Annotated in this window: 14 protein-coding genes; 13 read left to right on the forward strand and 1 reads right to left on the reverse strand. The window is 35.2% G+C overall.

All coding sequences use genetic code 11. The features are described 5' to 3' along the window. The first annotated feature begins 27 nt into the window (after window positions 1–27). From C7390_RS03540 to C7390_RS03570, 7 genes are all read left to right on the forward strand, one after another. Window positions 28–438 (forward strand): hypothetical protein, encoded by a 411-nt coding sequence (locus C7390_RS03540; RefSeq protein WP_022502967.1) that lies wholly within the window; start codon window positions 28–30, stop codon window positions 436–438. 1 nt (window position 439) lies between these two features. Next, on the forward strand, window positions 440–1,519 hold the full coding sequence (locus C7390_RS03545; RefSeq protein ID WP_022502966.1) for a glycosyltransferase: 1,080 nt from the start codon (window positions 440–442) through the stop codon (window positions 1,517–1,519). Window positions 1,520–1,524: 5 nt separating this feature from the next. Beyond that, the gene (locus tag C7390_RS03550) at window positions 1,525–2,703 is read left to right on the forward strand and encodes a glycosyltransferase family 4 protein (RefSeq protein WP_022502965.1); all 1,179 of its coding nucleotides are present in this window, start codon (window positions 1,525–1,527) and stop codon (window positions 2,701–2,703) included. Window positions 2,704–2,717: 14 nt separating this feature from the next. Further along, the gene (locus C7390_RS03555) at window positions 2,718–3,911 is read left to right on the forward strand and encodes a glycosyltransferase family 4 protein (RefSeq protein WP_022502964.1); all 1,194 of its coding nucleotides are present in this window, start codon (window positions 2,718–2,720) and stop codon (window positions 3,909–3,911) included. Next, entirely contained in the window at window positions 3,892–5,667 is a 1,776-nt protein-coding gene (locus C7390_RS03560) for a hypothetical protein (protein WP_022502963.1), read from the forward strand. The genes C7390_RS03555 and C7390_RS03560 overlap by 20 nt, the downstream gene beginning before the upstream one ends. A 227-nt stretch (window positions 5,668–5,894) precedes the next feature. Continuing rightward, a complete protein-coding gene (locus tag C7390_RS03565; protein WP_022502962.1) occupies window positions 5,895–7,733 on the forward strand; it encodes a thiamine pyrophosphate-binding protein in 1,839 nt (612 codons plus the stop codon). Between the two features lie 84 nt (window positions 7,734–7,817). Beyond that, window positions 7,818–9,803 (forward strand): hypothetical protein, encoded by a 1,986-nt coding sequence (locus tag C7390_RS03570; RefSeq protein ID WP_022502961.1) that lies wholly within the window; start codon window positions 7,818–7,820, stop codon window positions 9,801–9,803. 177 nt (window positions 9,804–9,980) lie between these two features. Here the strand turns inward: C7390_RS03570 and C7390_RS03575 are convergent, their stop codons facing one another. Then, entirely contained in the window at window positions 9,981–12,059 is a 2,079-nt protein-coding gene (locus tag C7390_RS03575) for a hypothetical protein (RefSeq protein WP_116443625.1), read from the reverse strand. Window positions 12,060–12,306: 247 nt separating this feature from the next. On the opposite strand from C7390_RS03575, the gene C7390_RS03580 reads away from it, so the two are divergent. The 6 genes from C7390_RS03580 to rfbG all read left to right on the forward strand — a co-directional run bounded on the left by C7390_RS03580 (window position 12,307) and on the right by rfbG (window position 17,654). Further along, the gene (locus C7390_RS03580) at window positions 12,307–12,444 is read left to right on the forward strand and encodes a hypothetical protein (protein ID WP_318295548.1); all 138 of its coding nucleotides are present in this window, start codon (window positions 12,307–12,309) and stop codon (window positions 12,442–12,444) included. A 151-nt stretch (window positions 12,445–12,595) separates the two neighbouring features. Beyond that, complete coding sequence (locus C7390_RS03585; RefSeq protein WP_022502959.1) at window positions 12,596–13,666, forward strand: mannose-1-phosphate guanylyltransferase; 1,071 nt, start codon at window positions 12,596–12,598, stop codon at window positions 13,664–13,666. A gap of 35 nt (window positions 13,667–13,701) precedes the next feature. Beyond that, window positions 13,702–14,730 carry a GDP-mannose 4,6-dehydratase gene (gene gmd / locus C7390_RS03590; protein ID WP_022502958.1) on the forward strand — a complete coding sequence of 343 codons (1,029 nt, stop codon included), beginning with the start codon at window positions 13,702–13,704 and terminating at the stop codon, window positions 14,728–14,730. A 77-nt stretch (window positions 14,731–14,807) separates the two neighbouring features. Next, window positions 14,808–15,746 (forward strand): GDP-mannose 4,6-dehydratase, encoded by a 939-nt coding sequence (locus C7390_RS03595; RefSeq protein ID WP_090139433.1) that lies wholly within the window; start codon window positions 14,808–14,810, stop codon window positions 15,744–15,746. A gap of 52 nt (window positions 15,747–15,798) precedes the next feature. Further along, the gene (gene rfbF / locus C7390_RS03600) at window positions 15,799–16,575 is read left to right on the forward strand and encodes a glucose-1-phosphate cytidylyltransferase (RefSeq protein WP_022502956.1); all 777 of its coding nucleotides are present in this window, start codon (window positions 15,799–15,801) and stop codon (window positions 16,573–16,575) included. A 29-nt stretch (window positions 16,576–16,604) separates the two neighbouring features. Continuing rightward, window positions 16,605–17,654 carry a CDP-glucose 4,6-dehydratase gene (gene rfbG, locus C7390_RS03605; RefSeq protein ID WP_022502955.1) on the forward strand — a complete coding sequence of 350 codons (1,050 nt, stop codon included), beginning with the start codon at window positions 16,605–16,607 and terminating at the stop codon, window positions 17,652–17,654. Window positions 17,655–17,669: the final 15 nt, after the last annotated feature.

Raw genomic sequence — 17,669 nt, forward strand, 5'->3', positions numbered from 1 at the left:
TATCAGATACACAGAAATGAGGAGTATATGTCAGAACAGATTAATGTAGAATCAATTATGAAAGAGATTAAGAAAGAGATTGAAGTTAAAGGTTATACTAATGACTTATTAAGCTTTGATGATGTTATTGTTGATGTTGGTTCAATGAATGTTAATAAGTTTGATAAAGTAAAATTCAATGAGGATATATATGTTGCCAACCACGAATGGGAAGTTAATCCATACAGACCATTACAGGGTGGAAAAGTAACAGTATTCTTTAAAAAGGCAATAAGAAAGCTTGTATATTTCTTTGTAGAACCTATCGTTATGGCTCAGGATGGATTTAATGCTTCAATTGTCCGTTTGATGAACCAGATGAACTGTTATATAGAAGAAAAAGATAAAGAGATAGCTGAACTTAAGAAAGAGATAGAAGAATTAAAGGGCGGAAAGTAATATGCGTATTTTTCAGTTATTATCTACTATTGCTTATGGCGATGCTGTTAGTAATGATACAGTAGCTATGGAAAAGGCAATCAAGCAGATGGGATATCAGACAAGAATATATGCCGAAAGCATAGTACCACCACTTGATAAAAAGACGGCACTTGCAATTTCAGAATTAAAAGATGTATCGAATGATGATATTATAATATTCCATATGTCAACAGGAAGCCGCCTGAATTTTGATGTGGCTAAGTATCCTTGCCGTAAAATTGTAGTGTATCATAACATAACACCACCAGAATACTTCAAGAATAATGATGAAAGATTCAGTGATATATGTGAGTATGGTCTTAAAGGTGCTAAGTCATTAGCTGATAAGGTCGATTATTGTCTTGCTGTTTCAGAATTCAATAAAAAGGATCTGCTTAATATGGGTTATAAATGCCCTATTGATGTACTTCCAATTATTATACCAATGTCTGATTATGATAAAGCACCAGACAAATCAGTTGTAAAGAAATATTCTGATGACTATGTGAATATATTATTTACAGGACGTATTGCACCTAATAAGAAGCAGGAAAATCTTATATCAGCATTTTATTATTACAACAGGCTGTATAATAAGAAGTCACGTCTTATACTGGCTGGTTCGTTCAGATATGATGATCCATATTATATAAGGCTTACAGAATATACTAAGAAGCTTGGTATGGGTGGAACAGTTATATTTACAGGACATATAAAGTTTGACCAGATACTTGCTTATTATAAGACAGCAGATGTATTTCTATGTATGAGTGAGCATGAAGGCTTCTGCGTTCCGATTGTTGAGGCAATGAAGTTCAAAGTTCCAATAATTGCTTATGGCAGGGCTGCTGTGCCTGAAACTATGAACCATAAGGGTATGATATTAGATGATAATAATCCACAGTATGTAGCTGCCTGCATTGACAAGATGGTTAAAGATAAGAAGTTAAGGGATTATGTTATAGAAGAACAAAATGAAAGACTTGAATATTATAGCTATGATAATATATCTGCAATGTTCAAGGAGTATTTGTCAAAGTTTATTGATAAGAAGGATTGAGCATTATGAAGAAAATTGGATTTGTAGTTCCATGGTATCATAAGGATATACGAGGGGGAGCAGAACAGGAATTAAGAGGAATTGTGACCCACTTGAAAGCCAATAATGTTGATTTGGAAATAATAACAACCTGTGTAAAAGAGTTTACTGCTGACTGGACTGAGAATTATTTCAAGGAAGGTGTAGAGATAGTTGATGGAATTCCAATAAGAAGATTCAAAGTAAGAAAAGGCAATATGAAAGAATTTCATAGAATTAATGCCAAGGTTATGCAGGGAAAGACAATATCCTATGATGAAGAAGATATATTCATAAGGGAAATGGTCAATAGTCCTGATATGTATGATTATCTCAGGGAGCATAGTGAGGAATATCATAGATATGTGTTTATTCCATATATGTTTGGTACAACTTATTATGGGATACTGGCGTGTCCATTTAAGTCAATTCTTATTCCGTGCCTGCACGATGAGGCATACGCTTATTTCAGACATTATAGAGAGACATTCAGGGATTTAAGAGGAATTATATTCCACGCAAGACCGGAGATGGAACTTGCCAATAAAGTGCTTGATTTAAGAAATGTTAATCAGGTGCTTTTAGGAGAAGGCGTAGAAACAGATTTTGAATATAATGCTGACAGGTTCAGAAAGAAATACAATATTAATGAACCATATATAATATATGCAGGACGTAAAGATGAAGCCAAGAATATATATACACTTATAAAATATTTTGGCGAATTTACAAGAAGAAATCCTGATAAGAACTTAAAGCTTGTCTTAATAGGCGGAGGAGATATTAATATTCCAGAGGATATTAAAGATAAGGTAGTTGATCTGGGATTTCTTGATATACAGGATAAATATGATGCCTGTGCAGGTTCTGTATGTCTGTGCCAGCCGTCAAAGAATGAAAGCTTCTCTATTGTAATAATGGAAAGCTGGCTGTGTGAAAGACCAGTTCTTGTTAATGCGGCTTGCAATGTAACAGCTAATTTCGCTAAAGAGTCTAATTCAGGATTATATTTTAATGATTATTTTGAATTTGAAGGATGTGTTAATTATTATATGGACAATCCTGTAATTGCTGAGACTATGGGTAAGACAGGACGTCAGTTTGTATTAGATAATTTCAAATGGGATGTAATTGTTAAGAGATTTCTTGATTTTTTTGAAAGTTAGAAACGGAGATAAATATGAAAAAGATAGCTATTATAAATCAAAGATACGGATTAGAGGTTAATGGCGGTTCTGAACTTTATTCAAGACAGATTGCTGAAAGACTTAAGGCTAAGTATGAAGTAGAAGTTCTTACTTCCTGTGCTGTTGAATATGTTAAATGGCAGAATTATTACAAGGAAGGTGTTGAGGATATTAATGGTGTAACTGTAAGAAGATTTAAGACAGTACACGAAAGAATTCCTAAGGTATTCTCAGCACTTGATTCTGAAATGCTTTCTAATCCCAATGCGGGCGAAGAATTATCGGACAGATGGATAGAGCATATGGGACCATATTGTCCAGAGCTTGTAGAATATGTTGATGAACATCAGGACGAATATGAGGCAATTATTGTTGTAACTTATCTTTACTATACAGCGGTTAAGAGTATTGTAAGAATTAAGAATAAGGCAATATTTATTCCTACAGCACATCAGGAACCATTTATACATTTTGATATGTATAAAAAGGTGTTCGGGGCTGCGGATGCGTTTGTATTCCTTACAGACGAGGAAAAGGATCTTGTACACTCAATATTCCATAATGAAGATGTTCCATACGAAGTATGCGGTGTTGGTGTAGATGTCCCAACAACTGTTGATGCTGATAGATTTAAGAAGAAATATAACCTTGATAATTACGTTATATATGTAGGACGTATTGATGAAGGTAAAGATTGTCCAAGACTTTTTAATTATTTTATGGAATATAAAAAGCGTAATAAGAATAATCTTAAGCTTGTGCTTATGGGCAAGGCGGTATGTGAGATACCTAAGCACCCTGATATTATAAGTCTTGGTTTCGTTACTGATGAGGATAAATTTGACGGAATAAGCGGTGCTAAGGCACTTATACTTCCATCTAAGTTCGAGAGTCTTTCAATTTCAGTATTAGAAGCTATGACATTATCAAAGCCAGTTATAGTTAATGGTATATGTGATGTGTTAAAGGGCCACTGCGTTAAGAGTAATGGTGGTCTTTATTACAAGAATTTCTTTGAATTCGAAGGCTGTGTTAATTATCTGCTTGAACATACAGATGTATATGAGATTATGTGTAAGAATGCACGAAAGTATGTTGAAGATTACTTCCAGTGGGAAGATATTATGAAGAAGTTTGATGACATAATTAAGCTTGTGGGAGAGAAGAATGAAGCAGAAAATAAGTAATCATATGAAGAATAACTGGCAGGAATATGCAAGTGTTATACTTATGCTGTTTATTATAACAGTGGCAATGATTTATAAGTTTAATCTATTTAATTTTGATATAACATATCCAATAGCATATTCAGGCGGAGATGACCTTAGTATGCTTGTAGATGCCAAGATGTTCTCAGAACAGGGCTGGATTATGACAACGGACAGGCTGGGTGCACCAAATGGAACACAGATGTATGATTTCTCAGCTAACTATCTGCATAATGCCGGAATGGTTATAATGAAAATATTTGTATTCCTTGCTGGCGGTAATGCTGTTGTAGGATTTAATCTTACATATTTAAGCATATTTATATTTGCAGGAATTGTGTCATATATCGTAATGAGACAGATTGGAATTAACTGCTGGATTTCAGCATTGACATCAGCAGTATATGGAATGTCACCATTTATGCTTGCAAGAGGTGTGGGACATATGGTGCTTGCAGAGGCTTATTTTGTGCCTTTATCATTTCTTTTATGCTTTTATATTCTTGAAAGAGAAGAAGTGTTTAAGTTTGATAAGCAGTTCTTTAAAAGACCAATCAATTATGTTGTAATTGTAATTGCACTGCTTATTGCTAATAATGGAATAGGTTATTATCCATATTTCACCTGCTTTATACTTCTTGTAACAGGTGTATGCAAGTGGTTAAAGAATAAGAAGCCGGAAGGGTTTGTCAGAGCACTTTCAATATGTGTAGTTATTGCAGTATTCTTTATTCTTTGTATGGTGCCAGCCAAGATATACAATTTACAGCACGGTGCTAATCAGGATGCTGTATCAAGAGCTGGATTTATTGAAACAGAAATGTATGGTTTAAAGCTTATTATGCTATTTATGCCTAGAAATGCACATGGCATAGGTATAATACAGAAAGCTATAGATATGTATGACAGCAATACTACATATCTTAATGAAAATGTTACAGAATACCTTGGAATTATTGCAATCATTGGTTTCTTTATACTTATGTTCACTTTGTTTATGAACAGGGACAGTGCATTAAAGAAGAGATTAGGAGCACTTTCTGAGATTAATATTATGCTTGTGCTTCTTGGTACAACAAGCGGACTTGGAACTATGATAGCATTTCTGATCACAGATAAGATAAGAGGCTATAACAGAATTTCAATATTTATTGAATATGTATGTATATTGGCGGTGGCTATGCTTATGGGAGCTATTGTTGATAAGCTTAAAGCTGATAAACGCACAGCTTCAATTATTGTAACAGCAGTGACAGGACTTGTATGTGTGTTTAGTATATGGGAAGGCTGCGGTGGCAAGACACCAACAGAAACCTATAAGGCAATACAGGATGAATATGCAAGTGATGATAAGCTTGTGTCATACATTGAAAGTTCAGTTGATGATGGCTCTATGATTTATCAGCTTCCATATCATAAATATCCGGAGGGTGAGTCACAGAATGATATGTGGGATTATCATCTTTTCGTTGGTTATCTTCATTCAGACACACTTAAATGGAGCTATGGTTCTGTTAAGGGAAGAGAAGGCGATAGCTGGAATGAAGAAATCGGAAGCCTGAAAGCCGATGATATGGTTAAGGCTTTAAAGGAAGCGGGTTTTGCCGGAATATATATTGACAGAAGAGCGTACCTTGCAGAACAGATAGAACAGTTAGAAAGTGATTTGACAGAAGCAACAGGAACAAAGCCGGTTATAAGTGATAATGGCTGTCTTAGCTTTTATAAGTTTTAGATGACATAGCTCTGGATAGAATTAAAAATGGTTTAGTGATGATAATAATGAAGCTATGATTTATATTGCTCATATGTGTATGTGGTTCACGTCTGCGAAATAGAAGATATAAGCGATACGATTTTGGGCGACACAGAGAATCCGGTAGAATTATATATTGACAGTATACGAATATTTGTAAAGTATAAGAATAATTATAAAATGATTAATAGAATGGAGATTAGAATATGAGAATACGTTTAGCTGATTATGTTGCAGATTTTCTTGTAAGCCACGGTGTTACAGATGTGTTTTCTGTAGTAGGTGGAGGAGCTATGCACCTTAATGATGCACTTGGACACAATGAAGGGCTTAAGGTAACTTATAATCATCACGAACAGGCTTGTGCTATGGCGGCTGAAAGCTATGCAAGAATTGATAACAGAATTGCAGCAGTATGTGTTACAACTGGACCGGGTGGAACTAATGCACTTACAGGTGTAGTTGGCGGCTGGCTTGATTCAATACCGATGTTTATAATAAGCGGACAGGTAAGATATGATACAACAGCAAGGTATGCCTTATCGTATACTGAAACTCCGTTAAGAGCTATGGGTGATCAGGAATATGATATAGTAAAGTCAGTATCTAATATGACTAAATATGCAACTATGATTGAAGACCCTAAGGATATAAGATATGCTCTTGAGAAGGCATGGCACCTTGCTACAACAGGAAGACCAGGTCCTGTATGGATAGATATTCCGGTTAATTATCAGGGTGGATATATTGAAACAGATGAATTAAGGGGTTATGATCCAGAGGAAGATGATAAGCTGCTTCCACCGCCTGTTGAGGATAGCGTTGTCAAGGCTGTTCTTGAAAAGATTAAGAATGCGAAAAGACCAGTATTTCACGCAGGTTATGGAATAAGACTTTCGGGTGCATATGATGTGTTCCGTTCAGTTGCCAAGAAGCTTAATATTCCTATCGTGACATATTGGAATGCAGTTGACCTTATTGAAGATGATAATCCTCTTTATTGTGGAAGAGCTGGTAATATGGGTGACAGACCAGGTAACTGGGCTATACAGAATTCTGACCTTATATTAGCAGTAGGAACAAGAATATCAATCCGCCAGACAGGATATAACTGGAAGACCTGGGCGAGAGCCGCAGAAGTAATAATGGTAGACATAGATAAAGCTGAGTTAAAGAAGCCAACTATCCACGTTGAAATGCCAGTATGGGCAGATGCAAAGGATTTCCTTACAAAGCTTGATAAATACGCTTCAGATATAGCACCTGTATTCAGAGGAGATGAGTGGTGCAGTACAACATTGAAGTGGAAAAAGGAATATCCTGTTGTACAGCCAAAGCAATGGGAGGAAAATGGAAGTACAGCTAATGTATACGCATTTATTAAATACTTAAGCAGCCAGCTTCCAGAGAACAGCCTTACAGCAGTATCTAATGGGGCGTGCTGTGTTGTAGGTAATCAGACTTATGTCATTAAAAAAGGCAGCAGAATGGCTAACAACAGTGCTGTTGCCAGTATGGGATACGGACTTCCAGCAGCTATTGGTACTTGTATCGGTGGCGGCAGAAGAACTACTATATGCCTTGAGGGTGACGGCAGTATTATGATGAATTTGCAGGAACTCCAGACAATAATTACTAACAAGCTTCCAATTAAAGTATTCCTCATTAATAACAATGGTTATCATTCAATAAGACTTACACAGAATAATCTGTTTAAAGAGCATTGCAAAATAGGAATTGGTCCAGAGTCAGGAGATTTATCTTTCCCTGAATTCAAGAAGATTGCTGAAGCATTTGGTTATGATTATTACAGTGCTTCATCTAACAAAGAGATGATGGAAACAGTTGATAAGGTATTAGAGGCAGATGGTCCTGTATTCTGTGAAATATTTACAGATACCAAGCAGGTATGGGAGCCAAAGAGCAGTACTAAGAGATTAGAGGACGGAACACTTGTAAGTCCTCCACTTGAGGATTTAGCTCCATTTTTATCAAGAGAAGAACTTAAAGAGATTATGTTTATACCATTATTGGATGAAGAATAAATCAGACAATGAAATTATGAATATAAAATAGCTGGTTGTAATAATAATCAGTAATAAAGAGTTAATAATAGAGAGTTAATAATAATGAATAGTGAGAATAATTTAATAAGAAAAATATTCAGCATAGGCATAGCATATCTTGTTGTATTAGCTGGCATTGAGCTGTATGTATATAAGATAGAGGGCAATCCTGTATACAGTGGAAAGATTACATCAAATATAATTCCATATGCTGTATTTCTTCTTGTGTTCTGCCTGCTGGTATGTATTATTATGAACATTCCGGCAGTAAAGAACAGATTAAAGTTATCAGGCAGTAATAATAAAGTGTACAGTGTTATATCAGCTCTTATTATATTAGTTGTATTCGGCATACTTATAGGCTGTTATCTTAATGAGGTTAATCTGTTTGACGGACCGGCAGCAGATGATTACCTGTATCACGCTAATGAAAAGATTACTGTGATTGCATTGACAGCTATATTTATAATAATGCTTGCTGTTATTAAGAAAGAAAATGCAGTGGTACAACCGGTTAAGAATAAGGTGTATCTGTATTTATTTGCGGTAGTAGCAGGGCTTATATATGCTTATTCATTTTATCTGCCTAATGTGTATTCAACAGATTATAATGTATATCATTTTGATGCGTATTTTAATACAGTGTATTCAGCGGTTAATGGTGTTGCAAGAAGCGGTCTTAATTCAGGTGTGTATGGATATTATGCACTTATATTAGCCCCAATATTAAAGCTTATTGGTGGTGGTATTAATACATTTATGATACTTATGGCAGCCTTGTCAGCATTTTCATATATGGCAGCTGCCTATGTAATAATTGAACTTGTAAGTAACAATGCAGTCAGAATAATGGCGGTTACTGCACTTATTGTTGTTAATTGTTCACTGCATACAGGAGTTTACTTCCAGCTTGTACCACATAGAACATTATTTGCAGGCATAATACTCGCTTATTTATTCTTTGGTGTTAAGAGAAAATACTGTTATAAGCCTGTATATATAATTATTAATGTATGTCTGCTTATGATATCAGTAATATGGAACTTTGAAACAGGCATTGTATACACTATAGCAGTAGCAGCATACTATATTATTGATAATGTCAAAAAATATAATTTCAAACAGGCAGGTCTGTATACAAACACATTGATTGTTGTATTGGCACTTATAGGAACAATAGCAGGAGCGTGGGTTATTACAGGAATTATCAATGTTCTTATGGGTGGAAGCTTTATAAGCATTAAGCAGTTCATATTCCCACTTATGAATTCAGACTATTTTGATTATCTTAGATATGAATACCAGAAAGGCATTGTTGCGTGGCTTATAACAGCATTTTTTGGACTGTTTTTTATAGGGAATGTCTTCTTTAATTCTAATCTTAATACAGGTGATAAGAATATTGACGACAGCAGATATGATGCCTTTATGGCAGTTGTTGCAGTTATGGCACTTGGGCAGATGACATATTATATTAACCGTACAGCGTATGGTAATCTTACAATTGTTCATTTTACAACAGTGATTATGATTGCTGTATTTGCAGATTATTGTATAAAGAATTACCAGAAGAGCAAGGCAGGATATCTTTCGATACTCTTAAAAGGCTTTGCGGCATTGTCAGCAGGGATACTTCTTGCTATGTGTGCGGCAGGAGTATACAACTATTCATATGTTGAGGGCGGTAATGAACTGTCAGATATGAGAAATACAGAAGTATATAACAGTGAGATACAGCATATAGCGGATGTATGTGCTAAAGACACTAAGGCGATAGGATTTTCAATTCCTATGGTATATTACGAACTTGGCTGGGATAGTGGATATTATTTTATAGACTTTGCAGATTTAGATGTATATCCTCAGTCATTGGAATATTTACAGAATGAACTTGATAACATTGATGAGCCGATAATTATGGATTATAATGCACATTATACTTTAACTGATAAAGGTGTTAATCTTGATAAATTCTATGAACGCTTTGAATTATCAGATGAATTTACAGTAGGCTCAGCAGTGCTTGAATACTGGGTTCCAGTTAATTAATAATAGAGGTTAAATTATTAATTGGTTATGTCCGGTTAAAATATTTTGTTGCGTTTTAAACATTATAATAACTATAAAATACCCCTTATATATTGGGTGTATGACCAGAAGATAAAAATCTTACTGGCTGTATTTCCAATATATAAGGGGATTTTATTGATATAAGATTTATTCCAGCTATTTCCTGTTAATATGCACATTCTTTAATATCAGGCTGTAGCCGTCTTTTTTGAAGCATTTAATTATTAAATCAGAAGTATCATTAACTTCGATATTATTAATTATAGTTTCATTATCTGTTGAGGCAGAAGCCTTGGCAATAACACTGTCATCAGCAAGGTTACATATTTCAAAATAAGTATCTGAATTATTGTCATCAGATGAGTAGTTTATTGTAACGGAATATGTTCCTTTTTCAACACCAGGAAGTGTCATATTCATAATGTTGCCAGAAACAGTATCATCAGCGACAAGATAGCCATTACTGTCAAGTTCAGCCTCTCCGATATCAACGCCTTCTGAATACATAAAATTAATATTTTTGGTACAGTTATTATCGAATGCAGTTAAATCAAAAGGATTGATTTCTGATACATATATAAGATAATCGCCGTAATTATTAACAAAAGTATATTTGTTAACTATAAATTCAGGAAGTGTTGTCAAATCATCAAGTGTTGTGATAAGCACGGTTCTTCCTGTCCACTGGCTGTTTTCATCATAATAAAGATAATCGCCCCAGCGGTTGCTTCTCTGATAAGTATCATCAGTAAGTGTTCTGTATACAAGATTAAGATCCATTATTCTGAAATTTCTTGCATCTATCTGCATTTGCGCAGAAGTTGTACCCCATACATATGCTATAGGAACATCAAGAGTATCGACTTCTTCAAGAAGAGGAACAAGAGTATCGGAGTCTATAGTCTTTTCGTGATAGAGCCTGAATAATCCAACGCTTTCACATAAGAGCACGAATGATATTGCAAATGTAATGAGTGCTTTAAATATATGCTCATCACTGAGCTTATTAATAGCCTTTAAGCATATTACAATCTGCATAAGGTATACAATAATAAGGTAGCGGTATTCAAAAAAATATCCATCATATAAAGTATAAGAGAATATGAATATTGCGATATTAACTAATATTATTGTATATGGAATTATCTCTGTAAAGTCGATATCCTTCTGTTTTATTTCTTTAATAATGCGTTTAACAGATATTACCATAAGAATTAATATGAATAATATAAAGCCTATGGATAATATCTGGATTATTCCCCTGAATGAGAAAAGGCTTGTTGTTGTTTCAATAGAAATTCCACACAGTAATTGCAGATATCCCATTATAAGACTTCCTATGTTGTGCCAGAATTCATATATACCTGTTAATACCATAGAGCTTTCTTTAGACTGGAAAACAAATATATGACCTGATATGGCTTTGCAGGCAAATGTTAATACAAGCTGTGCCATAGTAAATATAAAGCCATAGTCTTTAAGCACCTTTAAAGAATTCTTATAGATAATCTTAAAGACATAGTAGAACACACAAGGAACTAATATTGTAATAGCAACATATATTCCACTTGAAATTGCTGTAAGCATAGAGAAAAGTGTTGCAAATACAATTGATATATATAATTTGATATTGTTGTGCGACACATTTTCTGAGCCAGCCTGTAAAGCTTTATTATTACGGTGTTCTAACTGTACGACAACCCATAATAAAAGAAGCATAGTTATTATCTTTACGCTGTAAGAGCCCTGCTCGCCAAGAACCATTGCAAAATAAGAAAGGTTGTTATCTATGAAATGGTCTGGTGTCATAAATGGGCATAAAAGGAAGATAAATCCAAGAGCAATCTCAAAAGCGGATAATTTGAATTCCTTTAATAGGTTATAGAATATAACAGCTATTACAACATCAAGTATAATATTGGCGATTCCAAATCCGAGAAAGATATTTCCTGTAATGCCGTAGAAAAGTGCGGCAAGCGGAGTCGGTGAATCAAGACCAAGAGTAGTTGTCAGTGCAAAGGTTGATGGAACTAAAGATTTACATCTCCATATTTCAACAGCCTGCAGATAAGCTGATGAAGCATCAAATCCAAGGTGATGTTCAAGTTCAAATAAGTTACTGTAAATAATTATTGCAGACTGTACAACAATAACGAACAGCATAAAAATAAAAAGGATACCCTTAGGTGTTATTTTATTATCCTTTTTGAACTGGTTAATTAAGTTATATGACATACATTATCTCCTATTATTTATAGAATATAAAAGCTTTAATGCCAGTTGGCGTTGCTGGAAAGCTAATGATTTATTATATAATATCATATAGAAAATGTCTAATAAAACAGATACATATTGTTGAATAATAAAGTCCAGTTTGATAAAATTATTATAAATATAATTAATTAAGGGAATAGTGAACTGATTAAAGATAGACTTGGCAGTGTGTGCAGGCGTTAAAGAGCAAAATCCAGATAAGGGGCTTATGACACAAGAAAGAACTGCCCAATGGGAGAATGATAAAGAGTTTATTGGAAGGATAGAGAGCCAGCTTACAGAAAAGCTTGGCATTTCACCAATTGTAAGTAATGATGGCACATTAAGTTTCTACAAGTTAAGATAATGTTATGCAAAGACCATAATTCAGTGAATATAAAGCCAGGAAAAATTGACAAATAGGGTCTGTTGGGATATAATTTTAAAGCTTATAGAAAGGCGTAGTGTGCCTATATTGAAACGTTAAATATTCAGTTATTTAAGAAATGAGGTATATCATGAAAAAAACAGCATTGATAATGGCAGGTGGAAAAGGCGAGAGATTTTGGCCAAGGAGTAGAGTGAACCTTCCAAAGCAGTTCTTGTCATTAACAGATGACGGTAAGACGATGATTCAGCTTACGGTGGAAAGAATAAGTCCATTAGTTGACATTAAAGATGTATATATTGCAACAAATGCTAATTATAGAGAGCTTGTTAAAGAACAGCTTCCAGGTATTCCAGAAGAGAATATTCTCTGTGAACCAATAGGAAGAAATACAGCACCTTGTATAGGTCTTGGAGCGGTACACGTTGCATCTAAATATGATGATGCAGTTATGATAGTTCTTCCATCAGATCATCTTATTAAGCATAATGATATATTTAAAGATACATTTGTTAATGCCTGTGAGGTTGCTGAGAGCGGAGCTAATCTTGTAACAGTAGGTATTACACCTAATTATCCAGAGACGGGCTATGGTTATATCAAATATAATAAGGATAACAAGGAAGGTGTGAGCTATTCAGTTGAAAAGTTTGTTGAAAAGCCAGACCTTGAAACAGCCAAGTCATATCTTGAAGATGGTTCTTATCTTTGGAATTCAGGTATGTTCGTATGGAAGGTTTCAACAATACTTGACTGTTTTAAGAGCTTTATGCCATCAACATATGATGGACTTATGAAGATTAAGGCTTCTGTTGGAACAGCTGATTATCAGGCTACACTTGAGAAAGAGTTCCCTGACCTTGAATCACAGTCAGTAGATTATGGAATTATGGAAAAGGCTGATGATATATATACATTAGCTGGTAATTTTGGCTGGGATGATGTTGGCTCTTGGCTTGCAGTCGGTAGAATTAAAGAGAACAATGAAGATGGCAATGTTGTCAACGGCAATGTTGTTACTGTTAATACAAAGAACTGTGTAATTGAAGGAGCAGACAAGCTTATAGCAACAGTAGGCTTAAGAGATATGATTGTTGTTGATACTAAAGATGCGACACTTATTTCAACTAAAGAGAATGCTGGAGAGATAAAGAAAGTCCTTGCAAGTTTAAGAGAAGCAGGAAAGAATGAATATTTATAAAATATGCAGACTAAATTAAAGAATGGAGTAGAATTATGAAAAATGCATTAATTACAGGTATTACAGGACAGGACGGCTCTTATTTGGCAGAACTTCTTCTTGAAAAAGGCTATAACGTATATGGTCTTATGAGAAGGAAGAGTGTCGTTGATTATGGTAATGTAGACCACATTAAGGATAAGATACATTTTATATATGCAGATATGCAGGATATCGTATCATTAATATCAGCTATGAGAATATCACAGGCAGATGAGGTATATAATCTTGCTGCACAGTCTTTTGTAGCTACATCATGGGATACACCTTGTACAACAGCAGATATTGATGCTATCGGTGTAACTAATATGCTTGAAGCTATCAGAATAGTTAAGCCAGAGTGCAGATTTTATCAGGCATCAACATCAGAGATGTTTGGTAAGGTACAGGCAATCCCTCAGACAGAGGATACACCTTTCTATCCAAGAAGCCCATATGGAGTTGCTAAGCTTTATGGACATTGGATAACAAAGAACTATAGAGAAAGCTACAACATGTATGCCTGCTCAGGAATTCTTTTTAACCATGAATCAGAAAGAAGAGGAAAAGAGTTCGTTACAAGAAAAATTACTAATGCTGTAGCACGTATTAAGTTAGGCCTTCAGGATCATGTTGAACTTGGTAATCTTGATGCAAAGAGAGACTGGGGTCATTCAAAGGATTATGTAAGAGCTATGTGGTTACTTTTACAGCAGGAAGAGCCAGATGATTATGTAATCGCTACTAATGAGACAAGAACAGTAAGAGAATTTGCCAAGACAGCATTTGCTGCGGCAGGAATTGAAGTTGAGTTCGAGGGCGAAGGCGTTAATGAGATAGCAAAGGATAAGGCAACAGGTAAGGTTGTACTTAAGGTTAATCCGGACTTCTTCAGACCAGCAGAGGTTGAACTTCTTATTGGTAACCCAGCTAAGGCAGAAGCAAAGCTTGGCTGGAAGAGAGAGATTTCTTTCCAGGAATTAGTTGAGAGAATGGTTAAGAATGACCTTGAATTAGTAAAGAAAGAAGCAGAAGCTAATAACTAATAAATGTTAAATGTTACGAGGAGTCAGGGCAGAGATTCTGTCCTGACAATATTTGATTATCAGAAATGAGGTAATATATGAAAGCATTAGTAATTGGCGGAGGCGGTTTTGTCGGTCCATATCTTGTAAGACATCTTACTGATGATTGTGGATACGAGGTTACAGTTACTAAGACAGAGAAAGAACAGCTTGTTATGGATAATGCAGTTGTTAAGAATCTTGATATTCTTGACATTGGACAGATAGTAGAATTGCTTAAGGCTGAACAGCCTGATTATATATTTCATCTTGCTGCACAGTCATCAGTTGCATATTCGTGGAAGAATCCAACGCTTACAATTGATGTTAATATAAAAGGCTGTGTTAATCTTCTTGATGCTGTAAGACAGCTTGATAAAAAGCCAAGAGTACTTCTTATAGGTTCGGGTGAAGAATACGGACATATCAAAGAGGGTGAATGTCCGATTGTTGAAGATAATACAGTTCGTCCAGGCAATATATATGCCGCTACAAAGGCATGCCAGAATATGTTGGGAAAGATATATTCTGATGCTTATGGCCTTGATATAATGATGGTAAGGGCATTTAACCATATAGGTCCTAACCAGACACCTATGTTTGTTGTAGCTGATTTCTGCAAGCAGGTTGCAGATATTGAGAAAGGCAGACAGGAGCCAGTTATATATGTTGGTAATCTAAGTGCCAAGAGAGATTTTACAGATGTAAGAGATGTAGTAAAGGCCTATGCACTTCTTGTTGAACATGGCAGACGTGGAGAGACATATAATGTAGGAACTGGACACGCAATTGCAATCAGTCAGATACTTGATGAGATAGTAGCAATGTCTGATACAGCCATTGAGGTTAAGGTTGATGAGAATAAGCTACGCCCTGTAGATGTTCCAATTATAGAACCTGACATAGACAAGATTAAGAGTGAAGTCGGCTGGCAGCCGGTTATTTCATTAGAGCAGACTCTTAAAGAAACACTTGAGCATTGGAGAAGTGTGGATTGATGAAAAATATAAAAGGATATTAAATATACTTAAAAAAGACTGGAGGAACAGTATGAAGGTTGTATTATTAGCTGGTGGTTTCGGAACAAGAATAAGTGAAGAAAGCCAGTTTAAGCCAAAGCCAATGATTGAGATTGGCGGTAAGCCAATTCTTTGGCATATTATGAAAGAATATGAATATTATGGATTTAATGAATTTATTATATGTGCTGGTTATAAGCAGTATGTAATAAAGGAATGGTTCGCTGATTATTTCCTTCATAATAGTGATATTACATTTGACTTTACTAAAGGTTCTAATGATATGATAATCCACGAACAGCATTGTGAGCCTTGGAAGGTAACTGTAGTTGATACAGGACTTAATACTATGACAGGTGGAAGAATTAAGAGAGTACAGAAGTATGTAGGTAATGAACCTTTCCTTATGACTTATGGTGATGGCGTATGTGATGTTGATATATCAAAGCTTGTAGAGTTCCATAAGGAACACGGAAAGATTGCTACTCTTACATCAGTTATGCTTGAACAGCAGAAGGGTGTTCTTGATATTGGCGGAGATAATGCTGTTAAGTCTTTCAGAGAGAAGAGTGTTATGGATGGTGCACCAATCAATGCTGGTTATATGGTACTTAATCCTGAAATATTTGATTATATTGAAGGTGATAACACAGTATTTGAGAAAGATCCACTTGAGAAGCTTGCTAAGGAAGGACAACTTATGTCTTATATGCACAATGGCTTCTGGCAGTGTATGGATAACAAGAGAGAAATGGATATGCTTGAGAAGTATCTTAGCACAGGAACAGCTCCTTGGAAAAAATGGTAATTATTATCAGGAAGGGATAAGATATAAAGATGGATTTAAGTTTTTATAAAGGCAAAAAAGTTCTTGTTACAGGACATACAGGATTTAAGGGTTCTTGGCTTTGCAGAATTCTTGTAAAAGCAGGAGCAGAGGTTACAGGATATTCACTTGAAGCACCTACGGATCCTAATCTTTTTTCAATGGCAGACGTTGAGAACAATATTAATTCTGTTATAGGTGATATAAGAGATTTAGCACATTTAAAGGAAGTGTTTAAGGAAGTACAGCCTGAGATAGTATTACATCTTGCTGCACAGCCTATTGTAAGGGATTCATATAAAGACCCTGTATACACTTATGAAACTAATGTTATGGGTACAGTTAATATATGTGAATGTGTAAGACTTAACCCTTGTGTTAAATCATTCCTTAATGTAACTACTGATAAGGTATACCATAATAATGAATGGGCATGGGGTTATAGGGAAAATGAACCACTTGACGGATATGATCCATATTCTAACAGTAAATCCTGCTCAGAGCTTGTTACACACAGTTATATCAATTCATTCTTCAATGATATGGATGTATCTGTATCAACAGCAAGAGCTGGTAATGTAATCGGCGGCGGTGATTTTGCCAATGACAGAATTGTGCCAGATTGTGTAAGAGCAGCTATTAAGAAGGAAGATATAGTTGTACGTAACCCACATTCAACAAGACCATACCAGCACGTATTAGAACCACTTGCAGCTTATCTTATGATAGCTATGGAACAGTTCAAAGATAAGAAGTATGCTGATTTCTATAACGTAGGTCCAGATGAAAGCGATTGTATAACAACAGGAGTTCTTGTAGACACATTTTGTAATAAATGGGGCGAAGGACTTAAATGGGTTAACAAGTATGACGGAGGTCCACACGAGGCTAATTTCTTAAAGCTTGACTGCTCTAAGTTAAAGACAACATTTGGCTGGAAACCACGCTGGAACTTTGATACAGCTATTGAAAAGTCAGTTGAATGGTCAAAGGTATATGCGGCTAATGGCGATGTAGTTAAATGTATGGATATGCAGATAGACGAATTCTTTGCAGAATAATTAATTATGGAGGAT

The organism is Bacteroides galacturonicus (genome assembly GCF_003096855.1).
Taxonomy (GTDB): domain Bacteria; phylum Bacillota; class Clostridia; order Lachnospirales; family Lachnospiraceae; genus Lachnospira; species Lachnospira rogosae.